Origin of the sequence: Sphingomonas sp. 22R3R2A-7, assembly GCF_036856055.1 — a bacterium.
GTDB lineage: Bacteria > Pseudomonadota > Alphaproteobacteria > Sphingomonadales > Sphingomonadaceae > Sphingomonas.
Genome location: NZ_JASPFR010000001.1, coordinates 1,957,070 through 1,974,201, shown reverse-complemented (window position 1 = coordinate 1,974,201; position 17,132 = coordinate 1,957,070). Strand labels below are relative to the sequence as shown.

At 69.4% G+C, this 17,132-nt stretch carries 17 protein-coding genes and 1 pseudogene; 14 read left to right on the top strand and 4 right to left on the bottom strand.

Going from position 1 to position 17,132, the window contains the following annotated elements:
• Entirely contained in the window at nt 1-1,209 is a 1,209-nt protein-coding gene (gene coxB / locus QP165_RS09340) for a cytochrome c oxidase subunit II (RefSeq protein ID WP_333995354.1), read from the bottom strand.
• A gap of 343 nt (nt 1,210-1,552) precedes the next feature.
• Here coxB and pyrE point away from each other — a divergent pair, with 343 nt between their 5' ends.
• From pyrE to QP165_RS09315, 5 genes are all read left to right on the top strand, one after another.
• A complete protein-coding gene (pyrE, locus tag QP165_RS09335; protein ID WP_333995353.1) occupies nt 1,553-2,137 on the top strand; it encodes an orotate phosphoribosyltransferase in 585 nt (194 codons plus the stop codon).
• Nucleotides 2,134-2,862, top strand: a complete 729-nt coding sequence (locus QP165_RS09330; RefSeq protein ID WP_056017535.1) for a pyridoxine 5'-phosphate synthase — start codon at nt 2,134-2,136, stop codon at nt 2,860-2,862. The genes pyrE and QP165_RS09330 overlap by 4 nt, the downstream gene beginning before the upstream one ends.
• A 138-nt stretch (nt 2,863-3,000) precedes the next feature.
• Nucleotides 3,001-3,423: a holo-ACP synthase gene (gene acpS, locus QP165_RS09325; RefSeq protein ID WP_333995351.1), complete on the top strand. Its 423-nt coding sequence runs from the start codon at nt 3,001-3,003 to the stop codon at nt 3,421-3,423.
• Nucleotides 3,420-4,403, top strand: coding sequence for a signal peptidase I (lepB, locus tag QP165_RS09320; protein ID WP_082445792.1), 984 nt, complete (start codon nt 3,420-3,422; stop codon nt 4,401-4,403). The genes acpS and lepB overlap by 4 nt, the downstream gene beginning before the upstream one ends.
• A 1-nt stretch (nt 4,404) precedes the next feature.
• Nucleotides 4,405-5,511: an AI-2E family transporter gene (locus QP165_RS09315; protein WP_333995349.1), complete on the top strand. Its 1,107-nt coding sequence runs from the start codon at nt 4,405-4,407 to the stop codon at nt 5,509-5,511.
• On the opposite strand, the gene QP165_RS09310 is transcribed toward QP165_RS09315, so the two are convergent.
• Complete coding sequence (locus QP165_RS09310) at nt 5,474-6,547, bottom strand: glycosyltransferase (protein ID WP_333995347.1); 1,074 nt, start codon at nt 6,545-6,547, stop codon at nt 5,474-5,476. The two genes, QP165_RS09315 and QP165_RS09310, sit on opposite strands and share 38 nt — an antisense overlap.
• 298 nt (nt 6,548-6,845) lie before the next feature.
• Here QP165_RS09310 and QP165_RS09305 point away from each other — a divergent pair, with 298 nt between their 5' ends.
• The 3 genes and pseudogenes from QP165_RS09305 to QP165_RS20010 all read left to right on the top strand — a co-directional run bounded on the left by QP165_RS09305 (nt 6,846) and on the right by QP165_RS20010 (nt 9,508).
• Nucleotides 6,846-7,760, top strand: coding sequence for a hypothetical protein (locus QP165_RS09305; protein WP_056019022.1), 915 nt, complete (start codon nt 6,846-6,848; stop codon nt 7,758-7,760).
• Nucleotides 7,757-8,302: a DUF2141 domain-containing protein gene (locus QP165_RS09300; RefSeq protein ID WP_056017524.1), complete on the top strand. Its 546-nt coding sequence runs from the start codon at nt 7,757-7,759 to the stop codon at nt 8,300-8,302. The genes QP165_RS09305 and QP165_RS09300 overlap by 4 nt, the downstream gene beginning before the upstream one ends.
• Before the next feature lie 18 nt (nt 8,303-8,320).
• Nucleotides 8,321-9,508: pseudogene (locus QP165_RS20010) on the top strand (glycosyltransferase).
• Here QP165_RS20010 and QP165_RS09285 read toward each other — a convergent pair.
• The gene (locus QP165_RS09285; RefSeq protein ID WP_333995344.1) at nt 9,393-10,889 is read right to left on the bottom strand and encodes a DUF2029 domain-containing protein; all 1,497 of its coding nucleotides are present in this window, start codon (nt 10,887-10,889) and stop codon (nt 9,393-9,395) included. The pseudogene QP165_RS20010 and the gene QP165_RS09285 overlap by 116 nt on opposite strands.
• A gap of 200 nt (nt 10,890-11,089) precedes the next feature.
• On the bottom strand, nt 11,090-11,830 hold the full coding sequence (ubiG, locus tag QP165_RS09280) for a bifunctional 2-polyprenyl-6-hydroxyphenol methylase/3-demethylubiquinol 3-O-methyltransferase UbiG (RefSeq protein ID WP_333995343.1): 741 nt from the start codon (nt 11,828-11,830) through the stop codon (nt 11,090-11,092).
• Between the two features lie 52 nt (nt 11,831-11,882).
• Between ubiG and QP165_RS09275 the strand changes: the two genes are divergently transcribed.
• The 6 genes from QP165_RS09275 to tolR all read left to right on the top strand — a co-directional run bounded on the left by QP165_RS09275 (nt 11,883) and on the right by tolR (nt 17,129).
• Entirely contained in the window at nt 11,883-13,136 is a 1,254-nt protein-coding gene (locus QP165_RS09275; protein ID WP_333995342.1) for an aspartate kinase, read from the top strand.
• A gap of 221 nt (nt 13,137-13,357) precedes the next feature.
• Nucleotides 13,358-14,377, top strand: coding sequence for an NAD(P)H-dependent flavin oxidoreductase (locus QP165_RS09270; protein WP_333995340.1), 1,020 nt, complete (start codon nt 13,358-13,360; stop codon nt 14,375-14,377).
• A gap of 155 nt (nt 14,378-14,532) precedes the next feature.
• Entirely contained in the window at nt 14,533-15,351 is an 819-nt protein-coding gene (locus tag QP165_RS09265; RefSeq protein WP_333995339.1) for a hypothetical protein, read from the top strand.
• Between the two features lie 147 nt (nt 15,352-15,498).
• Complete coding sequence (locus tag QP165_RS09260; RefSeq protein ID WP_333995338.1) at nt 15,499-15,960, top strand: YbgC/FadM family acyl-CoA thioesterase; 462 nt, start codon at nt 15,499-15,501, stop codon at nt 15,958-15,960.
• Nucleotides 15,957-16,649, top strand: coding sequence for a protein TolQ (tolQ, locus tag QP165_RS09255; RefSeq protein ID WP_056017512.1), 693 nt, complete (start codon nt 15,957-15,959; stop codon nt 16,647-16,649). Before QP165_RS09260 ends, tolQ begins: the two co-directional genes overlap by 4 nt.
• A 42-nt stretch (nt 16,650-16,691) precedes the next feature.
• Nucleotides 16,692-17,129 (top strand): protein TolR, encoded by a 438-nt coding sequence (gene tolR, locus QP165_RS09250; RefSeq protein ID WP_056017509.1) that lies wholly within the window; start codon nt 16,692-16,694, stop codon nt 17,127-17,129.
• Nucleotides 17,130-17,132: the final 3 nt, after the last annotated feature.

The window sequence follows — 17,132 nt, the reverse complement described above, 5'->3', positions numbered from 1 at the left end:
TTACTGTCCCGCGTTACCGGCGCCGGCCGGATTGGAGGTGGCGCCCTGCGTCGTGGCAGGGGCGGTTGCGTTGGCGGGGGTCGTCACGTTCTCGACGGGGCCGGTGGCGTTGGCGGTATCCTCCGCCTCCTCGACCTTCGCCGCGGAGCCGTCGGCGCCGGGCTGCGGGATGACCTTGTCGGATGCCTTGCCCGGAGCGGGCATCGTGCCGCCCTTGGCGCGGACCCACGCCGCGAACTGTGCGGGCGAGACCGCCTCGACCGCGATCGGCATGAACGCATGGCGTGCGCCGCACAGCTCGGAGCACTGGCCGAAATACAGGCCCGGCTTGTCGATCGTGAAGCTGGTCTCGTTCAGGCGACCCGGGATCGCGTCGAGCTTGATCCAGAAGGCGGGGACCGCCCAGCTGTGGATGACGTCGTTCGCGGTCGTGATCAGGCGGATCGGTACGCCGACCGGCAGCACGATGCGGTTGTCGGTCGCGAGCAGGCGGGGGCCGTCGGCATCGGTGCGCGCGCGTTCACCCGCGCCGACGTCCTTGGCTTCCTTTAGCATGTTCGCGGTGACTTCGAAGCCGCCGTTATCCGGATACTGGTAGGTCCAGTACCACTGGTTGCCGATCGCCTTGATCGTCACCGCACCCGCGGGCGCGGGCTTGAACTGCGCGGAGAGCAGCCCGATCGACGGCACCGCGATCAGCACGAGGATGATGACCGGCGCGAGCGTCCAGATGATCTCGATCACGGTGTTGTGGCTGGTCTTCGACGGCACCGGGTTGGCGGCGCGGCGATAGCGGAACACCACCCAGAACAGCAAAGCGAGCACCAGCAGCGAGACTGCGGTGATCGTCGGCATCAGGATCGCGTTGTGCATCCAGTGCGCGAACACACCGTTCTTGGTGACCTGCGGCTGGAGCCCGACGACCCCCGGGGTCGGCTGGCCGACGCCAGGCGTCGCGGTCAGCCCATAGGCGCCGTCGACCGCGAGCGCGGGGCTTGCCGGATCGGCGGTCGGTGTCGCGGCAGCGGTGGTCGGGGCGGTGTTCGACACGCCCGCCGGGCCTGCTGCGGCCTGCGGTGCCGGGGCCGCCGCGTCAGGCGTGGCCTGGGCAGCGCCCGCCGGTGCGGCATCGGCCGCAGTCGCCTGCGGCGCCGGTGCGGCGTACCCTGCGACACCACCAAGACTCGCCATTGCGAGCCCTGCTGCCATCGCCAATCCTCTCATCCCCAGTATGCGCATCGTTTTTCTTGACCCCGGTTTACTGCGAACCCGTACCACGGACGCGCGGATGTCTGCTTATCATTTTGACCATTGGCTATAGGCCGCGGAACCAAATGCCTCAAGCCCAGTGCGTCGGCAGGTGCGGGGTTTGTGTGATTTGTCGTTGCAGGCCGGTGCGTTAGGCAGGCCACGAACGCCGTATTCGGGAGGCTTCGCATGGCTCCGGCGCGCCGACTTTCGTCACGATGACGCGTGCGCGGCCGCGCGGGGCCGTTGCGTGGGCCCTGCTCCGCTCGTATCAGCGCAGGATAGTTTGGAGCGACGACCTGCGATGACCGAAGACGATGTGCTCGCCGAATTCCGCGCTGCCGAGGCGTTGCTCGAGGGGCATTTCATCCTGTCCTCGGGGCTGAGGAGTTCGCGCTATCTGCAATGTGCGCGCGTGCTGATGGATCCGCGGCGTGGGGCGCGGCTCGCCGAGGCGCTGGTCGCCCGGATACCCGACGATCTGCGCGCATCGATCAGCGCGGTGGTGTCGCCGGCGATGGGCGGCGTCATCTGCGGGCACGAGATGGCGCGCGCGCTGGGGGTGGAGGCGATGTTCCTCGAACGGCCCGACGGCGTGTTCGAGCTTCGCCGCGGGTTCCGGCTTTCGCCCGGACAGCGCGTGCTGATGATGGAGGACGTGGTCACGACCGGGCTGTCGTCGAAGGAGGCGATCGCGGCGATCGGCCGGGCCGGCGGCATGACCGTCGCCGCGGCGGCGCTGGTCGACCGGTCGAGCGGCGCGGCGGACCTGGGCGTGCCGTTCTTCCCGCTGATCCGGCTCGACGTGCCGACCTATGCGGCCGACGCGCTGCCGCCCGAACTGGCGGCGATCCCCGCGATCAAGCCGGGCAGCAGGGCCGCCGCATGAGCCGCGACCTGCGCCTCGGCGTCAATATCGACCACGTCGCGACCGTCCGGAACGCGCGCGGTGCGGGGTATCCCGATCCGGTGCGCGCGGCGCTGGTCGCGGCGCAGGCGGGCGCGGACGGGATCACCGCGCATCTGCGCGAGGACCGGCGCCATATCACCGACGACGATATCGCCCGGCTGTCGGCCGAACTGTCGATCCCGCTGAATCTGGAAATGGCGGCGACCGACGAGATGCTGAGCATCGCGCTGCGGCACCGGCCGCATGCCGCGTGCATCGTCCCCGAGAAGCGCGAGGAACTGACCACCGAGGGCGGGCTCGACGTCGCGGGGCATTATGACCGGATGGCGCGGCTCGTCGACACGCTGGGCGGCGCGGGGATCCGCGTGTCGCTGTTCATCGAGCCCGATGCGCGGCAGATCGAGGCCGCGGTCCGGCTGGGCGTGCCGGTGATCGAACTCCATACGGGATTATACGCCGAGGTCGCGGGCGAGGCGCGCGCCGCGGAGTTGCGGCGGCTGATGGATGCGGCGGCGCTCGCGGCGAAGAACGGCATCGAGGTGCATGCCGGGCATGGGCTGACGTTTGACAATGTCGCGCCGATCGCGGCGATCCGGCAGGTGCGCGAGCTCAACATCGGGCATTTCCTCGTGGGCGAGGCGCTGTTCGTCGGGCTGGGCGAGGCGGTTCGGACGATGCGCGAGGCGATGGATGCGGCGCGGTAGCTTTCGGAAGGCTGTGTTCACGCGGAGGCGCGGAGGCGCGAAGAGTCTGAAGATCGCCTTGGGCTCGCGTCTCCCGCTTGCTTCGCGCCTTCGCGCCTTCGCGAGAACACATCTTTTCTTCCCACTTCAGGCGTCGCGATGATCATCGGGCTGGGGTCGGACCTGTGCAATATCGAGCGGATTGCGGCGTCGGTCGCGCGGTTCGGCGACCGGTTCGAGCAGCGCGTGTTCACCGAGGTGGAGCTGGCCAAGGCGGCGCGGCGGCCGTTCACCAAGGCGGGGACGCTCGCCAAGCGGTTTGCCGCGAAGGAGGCGTTCTCCAAGGCGGTCGGCACCGGGTTCCGCGCGGGCGTCTTCATGAAGGACATCGGTGTCGTCAACGCCGCGAGCGGTGCGCCGACGTTCGCGCTGACGGGCGGGGCCAAGGCGAGGCTTGACGCGTTGACCCCCGAAGGCCACGCCGCGCGCGTACACCTGACCATGACGGACGATCATCCCTGGGCGCAGGCTTTCGTGGTGATCGAAGCGATACCCCTGTTATCCGCGGATATGAATCGATGAAGGAAGCGGCGTTGGACGGCAATGAGTCGCTCGAAAAGCAGGTCGGGGTGGCACCCGCCACGCCGTCGAACAGCGACGTTCCGCCGCCCGTCGGCCCTGCGGCGCCGCAGCGGCGCGGCACCGACTGGTGGGGCGAGGTCAAGGGGATCTTCTGGCTGATCCTGGTCGTGCTGGGCTTTCACAGCTTCATCGCCAAGCCATTCTATATCCCGAGCGAGTCGATGCTGCCCGGGCTTCGGATCGGTGACCGGCTGGTCGTGACCAAGTTCGCCTATGGCTGGTCGTTCGTGTCGCCGACGATCCCCGATCCGCTCGCCATCTTCAAGAGCGTGGTGCTCCGCCAGCCCGAGGAGAGCTGGAGCGTGCAGATGCCGTTCATCAAGGGGCGGCTGTTCGGATCGCTGCCGACGCGCGGTGACGTCGTGATCGTGACGCCGCCGGGGACGCACAATGATTACATCAAGCGCGTGATCGGCCTGCCGGGCGACCGGCTCGAGGTGCGCGGCGGCGCGGTCATCCTGAACGGCGTGCCCGTGAAACGCGGGCCGATGCACGACACGCTGATCCCGGTCGACACCAACAGCCCGTGCAGCGAGGACGAGTATCCGGGCGCGCTCGAGAAGCGCGCGAACGGCGCGATGATCTGTCGCCTGCCGACGGTGACCGAGACGCTGCCCAACGGCCGGCGCTACGACACGATCGAGCTGGGGTGGAGCCCGGGCGACGATTATGGCCCGATCACGATCCCCGCGGACCATGTCTTCCTGATGGGCGACAACCGCGACCGGTCGGCGGACAGCCGGTTCGCGCTGACGCAGCTCGGGCTGGGCGGGCCGGTGCCGTACGAGAATCTCGGCGGGCGTGCCGAATTCATCACCTTCAGTCTCGATGGCGATGCGACGCTCAACCCGCTGACCTGGTGGGGGTCGTTGCGATCGGACCGCGCGGGCACGTCGCTGCACCCAGCCGCTGCCAACTGAGATGGCCGAGGATGCCCGCGTGACGACACGCGTCGACGAGGCCAGCCCGGTCGAGATGCGCGATCCGTTCGTGCGCAAGGAAACCAAGCGCGCGTCGATCTGGCTGGGGCTCGCCTGCCTGATCGCGCTGGCGATCGTGCTCGTCCAGCCGCTGCTGCTGATCTTCGCGGCGATCGTGTTCGCGTCGCTGCTCGACGGCGGCGTGCGGCTGCTCGGGCGCGTGCTGCCGATCGGCCGCGGCTGGCGGCTGCTGATCGTCGTCGTCTGCGTCGCCGCGTTCCTGATCGGGACCTTCTATCTGACGGGGGTGCAGGTCACCGAGCAGGCGACGCAGCTGCGCTCGACGCTCGAGCAGCAGGCGACCCGTTTCACGAGCTTTCTCGCGACGCAGGGGCTGATGCCGGGTGCGTCCGACGTCAACGGGATCGTCAAGGAGGCGCTGGGATCGGTCGGACGCGTGACCTCATGGGTGGGCACCGCGATCGGCGCGCTGACCAGCCTGTTCATGATCCTCGTGCTCGGCCTGTTCATCGCGATGGATCCCGGGACCTATTCGCGCGGGCTGCAATGGATGGTGCCGATCGACCTGCGCGACGAGTTCGCGCGGACGATGGCCAAGATGGGCGACACGATGCGGCGGCTGCTCGCCGGGCGGTTGCTCGGCATGGCGGTCGAGGGCATCGCGACGGGTATCGCGCTCGCGATCGGCGGCGTGCCGATGGCGATGCTGCTCGGCATCATCGCGGGGATCCTCGCGTTCATTCCCAATATAGGCGCGATCGTGACGGGCGTGCTGATGGTCGCGGTCGGGTTCAGCGCGGGCGTCGACACCGGCTATTGGGCGATCGGCACCTATCTGGTCGTGCAGACGATCGACGGGTACGTGATCGTGCCGATGGTCGCCAAGCGGACCGTCGACCTGCCGCCCGCGCTGACGCTGGGTGCGCAGATCCTCGCCAGCGCGCTGTTCGGGATCCTCGGGCTGGCGCTGGCCGACCCGATGACCGCGATGCTCAAGACCGCGCTGGAGCGTCGGTCGGATCGCGAGGACGAGAAGGCGGCAGAGGACGCTAAAGGAGACGCGGCAGGGGCCGCTGGGGCGACCTGACGAGCGAATCGAAGAGCGCGAGATAACGCGCGGCCGCGGTGGCGCCGGGTTGCGGCACGGCAAGCGGACGCGGCGCGTCGGGCGCGAGCCACGCATCGAGCGCGGCGACGAGCGCATCGGGATCGTCGCGCGGGACGATCGTGCCGCGCGCCGCGGTGTCGACGATCTCGGGGATTGCCCGGCTCGAGTCGGTCGCGACGACGGGGGTGCCCACCGACAATGCCTCGCGCAGCACACCCGGCACGCCTTCGAACGTGGACGTCAGCGCCACCACGCGTGCGCGGCGCATGACCGACAGCGGGTCGGCGACATGGCCGGGGAGATGGACGCGTGCGTCGAGGCCGAGCGAGCGGACCTGCGCCTCGAGCGCGGGGCGGAGCGTGCCTTCGCCGAGGATGACGAGGGCGGTGTCGCGGTCGGCGATCCGGTCCAGCGCGGCGATCAGACGGTCCCAGCGCTTCTGTGGTTCGAGCCGTCCGACGCCGAGGATGAAGCGGGGCGGCAACGGCAGATCCGGTGCAGCCGGACCAGACAGCGCCGGCGGGTTGGGGATGACGCTGACGCGGCCGTGCATGCGCGTCGCGGCGGCCGCCTCCGCGGCGGTCGCGGGGGTCATCGCGACGAGGTGATCGAGAAACCGTGCGTGACGCGCGAGCCAGAACCGGTGCGCGGCACGCAGGACGGGACCGTGATCGCCGCGAGCGGGCGCGTTGGACATCTTGGCGACGATCGGCGGGCAGGCGCCGCGCAACGCGATGCGGATCCACGCGGCGATCCCCGTATAGTGATTGCCCGGACAGAAGACGATGTCGGGCGCGAGAGTGCGGATGATCGTCGGAAGCGCACGCGCCGCGCCGGTGATCACCGCGAGCCCGGGCGGGATCTCGGCCGCGAGCGGGCCGGTCGGATCGTCGATGACGAGCGTGACGCGACGCCCCAGCGCGATCCAGCCGCGCGTGAGCCGCAATTGCGCGCGTTCGACGCCGCCGCCCGACAGCGTCTCGGCATAGGTCAGGATGTGGTGCGCGGTCGCCATTGGCGCGTGATGGCGTGATCGGGGGAAATGGCGAGAGCGCGCGGGCTCGGCGAACGCCTGCCGCGTCCGCGGGCGTGATCAAGGGCTTGCGGGGCGATGCTGCTGGCGAGTCCGCGAGCGACTTTCGGCAGGATGACGGCGGGGTGCGGCGGGTGACGCGATCTTCACGTGCAACGGCCTGACGGGGCGGCTATTGGCGCCGCGTGGGCTGCCCGGGTGTGCCGGGTGCGCGGGTCAAGTCGAGGATCGATCGATGCGTACGCGTATGACGGGCTTTCCCTCCGGGGGCGGCGGCCAGATGATCCTCGGTGCGGAGTCCGAGCGGGGCGACATCGCCGGGCTCGAGCCGCTCAAGACGTTTCGCAGCCGCTGGCCCGCGATCATCGGCGCGGTGCTGACGCTCGCGATGATCGGCGGGCTGGCGCGTGAACTGTTCGGGAACGGGCTGGCCGGACTGTCGCGGTCGGTCCCGTCCGATCCGCGATTCTATCTGTGTTTCGCGCTGCTCTACATGTCGCCGCCGACCGGGGACTATGTCATCTTCCGCCGACTCTGGGGGATACCCGTCGCGGGGCTGGTCGCGCTGATCAAGAAGCGGATCGCGAACGAGGTGGTGTTCGGCTATTCGGGCGACGCGTATTTCTATGCCTGGGCGCGGGCGAAGGCGCAGATGGTGGCGTCGCCGTTCGGCGCGGTGAAGGACGTGACGATCCTGTCGGCGATCGCGGGCAACGGCATCACGCTGGCGATGGTGGCGATCGCGCTGCCGCTGAGCCGCGAGCTGTTGCCGCCCGAGATGTTCCGGACGGTGCTGGGGTCCGCAGGGATCACCTTTGCGATCTCGTTGCCGTTCCTGATCTTCTCGCGGCGCGTCTTCTCGCTGCCGCGCGCGACCTTGTGGTGGGTGTTCATGATCCACTGCATCCGGCTGATGTGCGGGTCGCTGCTGATCGCGCTCGCGTGGCATTTCGCGATGCCGGACGTGACGATCGCGATGTGGCTGTTCCTCGCCGCGGGGCGGCTGCTCGTGTCGCGGTTGCCGCTGGTGCCGAACAAGGACCTGCTGTTCGCCAATTTCGCGATCCTGCTGATCGGGCAGGACCAGGCGTTGTCCGAGCTGATCGCGTTCACCGCGGCGCTGACGCTGCTGGTGCATGTCGTGCTGATCATCCTATTCAGCGCGCATGCGGTGGCGACGAGGGCGCGCGGATGATGCGGTTCAGGATGGCGGCGGTGACGGTCGTGGGGCTGGCGGGAGGCATGCTGGGGGCGATGATCCCGGTCGCGGCGGAGGCACAGCTGCTCGGCAGCGATGCGGCGGCGTGCCAGCGCGGCGGCGGATCGGCGATCGAGGCGACGATCACCGGGCTGAAGGATCGAAAGGGCAATCTGAAGCTCGAGCTCTATCCGCCGACCGAGGCCGATTTCCTCGATGACGACCGCGACCTGATCGCCGCGGGCAAGACGTTCCGGCGCGTCAGCGTCGCGGCACCCGCGAGCGGCCCGACGGTGCTGTGCATCGCGGTACCGCGGCCCGGGCGCTATGCGCTGCTGTTCACGCACGACCGCGACGGCAAGAACAAGTTCAGCTTCTGGTCGGACGGCGCAGGGTTCGCCAAGGGCGACCGGCTGGGCCGCTCGCGGCCCAAGGTCGAGCAGGCGCTGGTCGAGGTCGGCACGGGCGTGACGCATGTCGCGATCCGCGCGCAATATCTGCGCGGGCTTGGCGGGTTCGCGCCGATCCCGGGCGATTGACGATGTGGGGCGGCTGAGATGCGGATCGTCGACGTCAACGAATTCTACTCGCCGACGGGTGGCGGGGTTCGCACCTATGTCGATCGCAAGATGGGGATCCTCGCCGATCTGGGGCACGAGCTGATCGTCGTGGCGCCGGGGCGCGAGGACCGGGTCGAAGAGCGGCCGGGCGGCGGGCGCGTGATCTATCTCAAGTCGCCGGGGATGCCGTTCGACCGCAATTACGGGCTGTTCTGGGACCGCGCGGCGATCCACCGCGTGCTCGACGCGCTCGATCCCGACGTCGTCGAATGCTGTTCGCCGTGGCGGCCGGCATGGTTCGTCGGGGACTGGCAGCCGCGGGGGGCGGGACGTGCTGAAGGCGTTCTTCATGCACAATGACAATATCGCCGCCTATGCGCAGCGCTGGTTCGCAGGCCTGGCGAGTCATGAGCGGATCGAGCAGGGCTTTGCCTGGTACAGCCGCTATATGGGGCGGTTTCTCGCGAAGTTCGACACGGTCGTCACCAACGGGCCGGCGCTCGAGAAACGGTTGCGCGCGCGCGGGGTGCGGATCGATGCGGCGATGCCGCTGGGGATCGAGCGCGGGCATTTCTCGCCCGAGCTGCGCGACGAGGATCTGCGGCGACGGCTGCTCCGGCAATGCGGATTGCCCGACGAGGGGATGTTGTTGCTGGGGCTGGGGCGGCACCACGGCGAGAAGCGGTGGCCGCTGGTCGTCGACGCGGTCGCGCGTGCGGGAACCACGCTGCCGATCGGGCTGATCCTGCTCGGCACGGGCAGCCAGAGCGCGACGATCGCGCGACGGATCGGTGGATCGCCGCACATGCGGATGTTCGCGCCGGTCTATGACCGCGAGCGGCTGGCGCGGATCATGGCGAGCTGCGACGCGCTGATCCACGGGTCGGAGGCCGAGCCGTTCGGGCTGGTCGCGTCGGAGGCGATGGCGTCGGGCCTGCCGCTGATCGTGCCCGATACGGGGGCTGCGCGGAGGTCGCCGACGCTCGCGCGAGTGCGCTGTATGCGGCGCGCGATGCGGTGTCGGCGGCGGAAGCGATCGCGCGGCTCTATGCGTGCGACCGGGCGATGCTCAGGCGTGCGGCGGTGGTGGCGGCGGCGCATGTCCGGTCCGACCGCGAGCATGCGGTGGAACTGGTCGACTATTATGCGGGGCTGCTGGCGGCGAAGCGGCGGCTGGCGGCGTGAGATAGAGGCGGAAGCGCGTGCCGGGGACGGGAATGGCCCGGCCGCCCGCGGCAGCGAGCGCGGCGTCGAGTGCGGGGTCGCCCGCGGTCGCGGCGTTTTCCGCGCCGGTCAGGATGGGGGTGCCGGGGGCGAAGTGCATCCTGTCGCGTCCGACGACGTGGAGGCGGCGCTCGGCAGCCTCGTCGAGCAGCGTGCGGCTGCGGAAATAGAAGGGGCCAGCGGCGAAGCGCGCATCGGGGAGGCGGCCAGTCGCGGGCAGGATTTCGGGCGACAAGGTGACGATCGGACCGGTGACGTGGTGTGCGTCGAGCGTCGCCCTGAGGATCGCCCCTTCGCGCAGCGCGCTGGCGAGCGAGAGGCGGCCGGGTTCGAGCAACGCTGCGACCGTCGGGCTCAGGCCGAGCAGCGCGAATACCCCCAGTGCGATCCGCCAGCCGCGCGCCGGGGGGCTGGCCTGCCAGAGCAGGGCGAGCGCGACGAACAGCGGCGGGAGCATCGGCAGGAGATACTGGCGCCACGTCGGCACGGGCAGCAGCGCGGCGACGAGCCCGGCGAACGCGAGCAGATCGAACGGCGCTGCACGGCGGCGGTGGATCGCGGCGCGCACGACGAGCAGGGCGGCGGGCAGCGCTGCGCCGAGCGCCAGGAACTTGAGCGTGTCGACGAGCTTGGCGGCGAGCGAGAGTTTCCAGGGGCGGTCGGCGTAGAATTCGGCGGGTGCCGCTGCGGGGAAATGAACGGTGCCGAACAGGAAGCCCCCGGGCGAGAGCGTGACGGTCCAGGCGACGAACGCGGCGACCGGGAGCGCGCCGAGCGCGACGAGCCAGGGGCGGTGGCGCGGACGGGCGAGCGCGTAGAGGCCGTAGGCGGCGGCGGGGAAGGCGTAGGAGATCTTCGCGGCGGTCGCGGCGGCGAGCAGGAGGCCGATCGCGAGCGCGGTGCGCCGGTCGTGGCCGGAGCGCGCGATCAGCCAGAGCGCGGCGGCGAGGCACGCGGCGGGGAGCGCGTCGTTGCGCGCGGTGCCGATGCTGAAGAGCAGGATATCGGTGGTCGCGAACAACGCGGCGCAGGTGCGGGCGATGGCCGGGCTCGCGCCGGCGCGGCGCGCGGCGGCGTGGACGAACGCTACGGTTGCGAGTCCGAGCAGTGCATTGGTGAGGCGGAGTGCGGGCCAGGTCAGCGTGCCGGCGAGCAGTGCGATCGGCGCGAAGAGGACGGGCTGGAGCGGGGTCTGGAGATAGGCGAAGTCGCGGTAGGGGAGCAGGCCGTGCGCGGTGAGGACGGTCGCGGCGACATACTGGCTCTCGTCATGGTCGACGGGGCGGAGGAGCGCGAGCGTGATGAAGAGGATCGCCAGCGCTGCGAGCCACAGGATGTTCACCCGCGAAGGCAGGTGTCCAGTCTGGGCACCCGCCTTCGCGGGTGAACGAGGGTGGAGAGGGCTATGCTCCATTTTTCGGTCCCACCCGGCGGAGGCCGGGGCCCAATTGGGGGACGGTCATGGCCGGGTTCAGCGCTGCGTTACCCCGGCCTTCCCAATTGGGCCCCGGCCTTCGCCGGGGTGGTGTGGGGAGAAACGGCTCAGGCTTTTACCGCGGTCAGGAAATAGTCGAGGCTGGTCGAATCGCTGAGCGTGAAGCCGGTCGCCGGCGAGAAGCCGAGCCCGCGCGTGTCGGTGACGCGCAGCCCGGCGTCGCGCAGCAAGGCGGTCAGTTCGTCGGGGGTGAGGAACTTGTTCCAGTCGTGCGTGCCGCGCGGGATGCGGCCGGTGCCCTCCGCGATCGTGATCATCGCGAGCCGCGACAGCGGCGTGCGGTTGGGAGTCGACAGGATCAGCAGGCCGCCCTCTGCCAGCACGCGCGCGAGACCGCGGACGAAGCCTGCAGGATCGCTGACATGCTCGATCACCTCGAGGCTGGTGACGAGGTCGAACTGGCCGTCGAGCCCCTCGACGCCGCCTGCGCGATAGTCGATCGCGAGACCGCTCTGCGCCGCATGTATTTCTGCCGCGGCGATATTCTCGGGCGCGGCGTCGATCCCCGTCACGCTGGCGCCGAGCCGCGCGAGTGGTTCGCAGAGCAGCCCTGCACCGCAGCCGACGTCGAGCGCGGTCCTGCCGGCGAGCGGGGTGAAGCCCGCGCCGTCGCCGTGCCAGTGCGCGTCGACTTGGTCGCGGATGTAGCGCAGGCGGGGCGGATTGAGCTGGTGGAGCGGTGCGGACGAGCCCTTGGGGTTCCACCAGTCGGCCGCCATCGTGCCGAAATGCGCGGCTTCCTTCGGATCGATTGTTGCGCTTACGTTGCGGTCACTTGCCAGTATCATGCGCGCTACCTATCAGGGCCGCCGCTTCGACCCAAAGGGATTTACGCTGCCCATGGCCCGTATCGTGATGAAATTCGGCGGGACGTCGATGGCCGGGATCGAACGTATCCGCAACGTCGCGGCGCGCGTGAAGCGCGAGGTCGATGCGGGCAACGAGGTCGCGGTCGTCGTCTCCGCGATGGCGGGCGAGACCGACCGGCTGGTCGGCTTCTGCCGCGAGGCGTCGTCGCTGTACGATGCGAAGGAATATGACGTCGTCGTCTCGGCCGGCGAGCAGATCACGAGCGGGCTGCTCGCGATCGCGCTGCAGGCCGCGGGCTGCAAGGCGCGCAGCTGGCTCGGGTGGCAGCTGCCGATCAACACGTCGGACGCGCATGGCTCGGCCCGGATCGGCGAGATCGACACGGTCGCGCTCGATGCGAGCCTCGCGGACGGCGTCGTCGCGGTGATCCCGGGGTTCCAGGGCGTGGCGGACGGCCAGCGCGTCACCACGCTGGGGCGCGGCGGGTCGGACACGTCGGCGGTCGCGATGGCGGCGGCGATGAAGGCCGATCGCTGCGACATCTATACCGATGTCGACGGCGTCTACACGACCGATCCGGAGATCGTGCCGCGTGCGCGCAAACTCGGCAAGGTGACGTATGAGGAGATGCTGGAACTCGCCAGCGTCGGCGCCAAGGTGTTGCAGACGCGGTCTGTCGGCCTGGCGATGAAAGAGAATGTGCGCGTGCGCGTGCTGTCCTCGTTCGAGGATGGCGATACCAGTGACGGACACCGCGGCACGCTGATCGTGGGCGAAGAGGAAATCGACGATATGGAACGCCAGCTCATCACCGGCATCGCGCATGACAAGAACGAAGCGAAGATCACGCTGACGCAGGTCAGCGATCGCCCGGGATCGGTCGCGGCGATCTTCGCGCCGCTCGCCGATGCGGGGATCAACGTCGACATGATCGTCCAGAACGTCGCGCATTCGACCGGCTCGACCGACGTGACGTTCACCGTGCCGTCGGCGGATCTCGCGCGGACGCTCGACGTGCTCGACAAAGCAAAGGACGCGATCGGCTTTGCGAGCCTGGTCCACGACACGCGCGTCGCCAAGGTTTCGGTGGTCGGCGTCGGGATGCGCAGCCATGCGGGCGTCGCCTCGACGATGTTCACGACGCTCGGCGAACGCGGGATCAACATCCAGGCGATCGCGACGTCGGAGATCAAGGTCAGCGTGCTGATCGAAGAGGATTATACCGAGCTGGCGGTGCGCGTGCTGCATACCGCTTACGGGCTCGATGCCGAGGATGCGGCTTGAGTCTGGGCGCCGTCGGTGACGTCGTGGCTACCAACGCCGTTACGACCGCGCCGTCACCCCAGCGAAAGCTGGGGTCTCGTGGGGCGAGGACGGGCGCTATCACGGGGAGATCCCAGCTTTCGCTGGGATGACGGGTGTGGTGGCAGCGAGCGCGCATGCTATCACGGGGAGATCCCGGCGGTTGCTGGGATGACGACTGTAATCGCGACGGGAATGTATGCATGACGATCGGTACTGAGCGGCTGCAACGCCGGATGGCGCGTGGCGCCGCATTCCTCGGGTCCGAGGTCGCGATCCTTGGCGGGGCGATGTCGTGGGTGAGCGAGCGCAATCTCGTCTCCGCGATCTCGAACGCGGGCGGGTTCGGGGTGATCGCGTGCGGGGCGATGACGCCCGCATTGCTCGATGCCGAGATCGCCGCGACGCAGGCGATGACCGACAAGCCGTTCGGCGTGAACCTGATCACGATGCATCCCGACCTGGTCGAGCTGATCGCGGTGTGCACGCGGCACAAGGTCGGCCATGTCGTGCTGGCGGGCGGATTGCCGCCCAAGGGCAGCCTCGAGGCGATCAAGGCGGGCGGCGCCAAGGTCATCTGCTTCGCGCCGACGCTGGCGCTGGCCAAGAAGCTGATCCGCAGCGGCGTCGATGCGCTGGTGATCGAGGGGATGGAGGCCGGCGGGCATATCGGGCCGGTGTCGACGAGCGTGCTGGCGCAGGAGATGCTGCCCGAGATCGCCGACATGGTACCGGTGTTCGTCGCGGGCGGAATCGGTCGCGGCGAGGCGATTGCGGGCTATCTCGACATGGGGGCTGCGGGCGTTCAGCTCGGCACGCGGTTCGTCTGCGGGACCGAATCGATCGCGCATGCCAATTTCAAGAAGGCGTTCATCCGTGCCTCGGCGCGCGATGCGATCGCCAGCGTCCAGCTCGACGCGCGGCTGCCGGTGATCCCGGTGCGCGCGCTGAAGAATGCGGCGGGCGAGCTGTTCTCGGCCAAGCAGCGCGAGGTCGCGGGGCATCTCGACGAGGGGCGCGTCGCGATGGGCGAGGCGCAGCTGCAGATCGAGCATTACTGGGCGGGCGCGCTGCGCCGCGCGGTGGTCGACGGCGATGTCGAGCATGGATCGGTGATGGCGGGCCAGTCGGTCGGCATGGTCACCAAGGAAGAGCCGGTCGCGGACATCATCGCCGAGCTGATGGCGCAGGCGGCGGCGGCGCTCGAGGCGCGCGCGGCCTGACGGCCGCTACGCCGTCCGGGCGGTATTTGTTGCAATAACCCGCTGCGATCATGCCGTTCGTCGCATTCGGGTTGCGGGCGTGCGCGGGGTTTATACCGTGTTAACCTTATCGGGGCAGTTCTGAATCTGTCGGGGGACAGCGAGGACTTGAGTCGATGAAGCGTCAGTTTGCGATGGTAGCCGTGACCGCAGCCCTGCTCGCCGGGTGCGCCTCGAAACCCGTCGAGGTCGCAGCGCCCGCGCCGACGCCGGTCGCGCCGGTGCCGGTCGCAGCGCCGCTCCCCAAGGGTGCGTTTCCGGGGATGAAAATCCCCGCGGTGCTCGCCGACGGCACCTATCCGACGCCGAACCGCAACCTGACCGAATCGGCGAAGATCTGGCATCTGCGCGCCGCGCTCAACGTCGCCGCGCTGGCGTGTCGGGGCGCGGACGAGGCGGTAATCGTCGCGGGGTATAACGCGATGCTCGCCGCGCAGAAGCCCGTGCTGGCGAAGGCCGAGGCGACCTATTCGGCGGAATATCGCGCGGGCGGCGGCGACTGGCAGGATCGCTACGACGATTCGATGACGCGGCTGTACAATTTCTTCTCGCAGTCGCCGTCGCGCGATGCGTTCTGCCAGGCGGCGGGGCGCGTGCTCGCGGAGGGCGCGAGCGTGCCGGGGCCGATGCTCGCGAGCTTTGCGGCGACGCGGCTGCCGATGCTCGAGCAGCCCTTCACCGATTTCTATCGCGCGTTCGACGCGTGGCGCGGCACCGCGACGCAGCCGCTGGCGACGCAGCGCGTGGTGTTCGCGAGCAACGGCGCGGTCCCCGTCGCGCCCACTGGCATGACGCCGGCCCCGCGCGCGACGCCGGTATCCTATCCCGCGAGCGGGTTGCAGGCGCAGCTGAAGCCGGTCTCGCAGCCGCCATTGCCCGTCGCGCCGGCAGCGCCGCGTCCGCAGCTGCAGCTCGATCCCAGCGTCTTTCAATAACTAATCTCCCGATCGGGGCGCGACCACGTCCGGCCCCGATCGCCGCTGCGGCGTGGCTGTGATTCCCCGGACCCACCGACGGCCAAATGACGGACGTGTCGCGCGAATGCTTTCTTCGCGGCGATGGTTGGGTTAACAGCCGCGGGAATGGCGGACGCAGACCAGGATCAACCGGCGGGAGGGCGCTTTGCGGGGCGCGAGCACCGGTTCGCGCTGCGCGTGTATTTCGAGGACACCGACCTGTCGGGCGTCGTCTATCACGCCAACTATCTGCGCTACATGGAGCGCGCGCGGTCGGACATGCTGCGCGTCGGCGGGATCGACCAGCGCGCCGCGTTCGACGCGGGCGAGGGGTCCTATGCGATCGCCAGTCTCAACATCCGCTATGCCGCGCCCGCGCGGCTCGACGACGCGCTGGTGATCGTCTCGCGGATCACGCAGGTCCGCGCGGCCAGCGTGGCCATTCATCAACGAGTCATGTGCGGCGGGGTTGTCTTGGCAGAGGCGGACGTGGTGGCGGCCTTGATCGCCCCCAACGGCCGGCCGCGTCGCCAGCCACGCGCATGGACTGACATCTACGAACGCCTTGTCTGGCAGGGGGAAGCATGAATCCGGTTCTGACTATGGATAGCGCGACGCTGTCGCCGATCCACCTGTTCCTCCAGGCCGACTGGGTGGTGAAGGGCGTGATGATCGGGCTGTTGCTCGCCAGCATCTGGACATGGGCGCTGATCGTCGCGTTCTGGCGGCGGATCGGCAAGACGCGCAAGGGACTGGTGCGGTTCGAGCGCGACTTCTGGAAGGCCGAGGACATCGACGTGTTCTACAAGGCCGAGAGCGAGACCGACCTGCCGTCCGCGCGCGTCTTCGCGGCGGGCGTGACCGAGTGGCGGCGATCGACCGCGGGCGGCACGATCGACAAGAGCGGCACGCGCGAGCGGCTGGCGACGACGATGGGTGCGGCGACCGCGCACGAGATCGACCGGCTGTCGGACCGGCTGAACGTGCTCGCGACGGTCGGGTCGGTGGCGCCGTTCGTCGGGCTGTTCGGCACCGTCTGGGGCATCATGCGCAGCTTCACGAGCATCGCGGCGGCGCAGAACACGTCGCTGGCGGTGGTCGCGCCGGGGATCGCGGAGGCGCTGTTCGCGACCGCGATCGGCCTGTTCGCGGCCATTCCGGCGGTGATCGCGTACAACCGCTTCAGCCACGGCATCAACCGGATCGAGGCGAGCCTGAACCGCTTCGCCGACGGCTTCCACGCGACGCTGTCGCGCCAGCTGGACGGCTCGCGATGAGCGGCGTCGGGGCGTGTCCGCTGCCCGTGCGAGGCGCGTGAGGTGGCGATGAACCTTCCCTCGTCGCGCGGCCGCGGTCGTCGTGCTCCGATGGCGGACATCAACGTCACGCCGCTGGTCGACGTGATGCTCGTGCTGCTGATCATCTTCATGGTGACCGCGCCGCTGATGACCGCGGGCGTGCCGGTGAACCTGCCCGACGCGCGCGCCAAGGCGCTGGAACAGGAGCAGAAGCCGGTCGAGATCTCGATGGACGGGACGGGTGCGGTGTTCATCGACACCGACCAGGTTAGCGAGGACGCGCTGCCCGTGCGGCTGGCGGCGATCGCGGCGAGCCGCGCGGTGGGCAACGAGCCGCAGGTGCTGCTGCGCGCGGATCGCCAGCTCGATTACGGGCGCGTGATGCGCGTGATGGGCGAACTGAACCGCGCCGGGCTGAACCGCGTCGCGCTGGTGACGGTCGAGGGCAACCAGAACTGATGC

Coding starts and splice junctions, on each gene's coding strand:
- QP165_RS09305 (WP_056019022.1), top strand. CDS start 6,846: ATGATCCTCGGTGCGGAGTCCGAGCGGGGCGACATCGCCGGGCTCGAG.
- acpS (WP_333995351.1), top strand. CDS start 3,001: ATGATCATCGGGCTGGGGTCGGACCTGTGCAATATCGAGCGGATTGCG.
- QP165_RS09265 (WP_333995339.1), top strand. CDS start 14,533: ATGAAGCGTCAGTTTGCGATGGTAGCCGTGACCGCAGCCCTGCTCGCC.
- coxB (WP_333995354.1), bottom strand. CDS start 1,209: ATGGCAGCAGGGCTCGCAATGGCGAGTCTTGGTGGTGTCGCAGGGTAC.
- ubiG (WP_333995343.1), bottom strand. CDS start 11,830: ATGATACTGGCAAGTGACCGCAACGTAAGCGCAACAATCGATCCGAAG.
- QP165_RS09260 (WP_333995338.1), top strand. CDS start 15,499: ATGGCGGACGCAGACCAGGATCAACCGGCGGGAGGGCGCTTTGCGGGG.
- QP165_RS09300 (WP_056017524.1), top strand. CDS start 7,757: ATGATGCGGTTCAGGATGGCGGCGGTGACGGTCGTGGGGCTGGCGGGA.
- QP165_RS09330 (WP_056017535.1), top strand. CDS start 2,134: ATGAGCCGCGACCTGCGCCTCGGCGTCAATATCGACCACGTCGCGACC.
- lepB (WP_082445792.1), top strand. CDS start 3,420: ATGAAGGAAGCGGCGTTGGACGGCAATGAGTCGCTCGAAAAGCAGGTC.
- QP165_RS09315 (WP_333995349.1), top strand. CDS start 4,405: ATGGCCGAGGATGCCCGCGTGACGACACGCGTCGACGAGGCCAGCCCG.
- pyrE (WP_333995353.1), top strand. CDS start 1,553: ATGACCGAAGACGATGTGCTCGCCGAATTCCGCGCTGCCGAGGCGTTG.
- QP165_RS09310 (WP_333995347.1), bottom strand. CDS start 6,547: ATGGCGACCGCGCACCACATCCTGACCTATGCCGAGACGCTGTCGGGC.
- QP165_RS09270 (WP_333995340.1), top strand. CDS start 13,358: ATGACGATCGGTACTGAGCGGCTGCAACGCCGGATGGCGCGTGGCGCC.
- QP165_RS09275 (WP_333995342.1), top strand. CDS start 11,883: ATGGCCCGTATCGTGATGAAATTCGGCGGGACGTCGATGGCCGGGATC.
- tolQ (WP_056017512.1), top strand. CDS start 15,957: ATGAATCCGGTTCTGACTATGGATAGCGCGACGCTGTCGCCGATCCAC.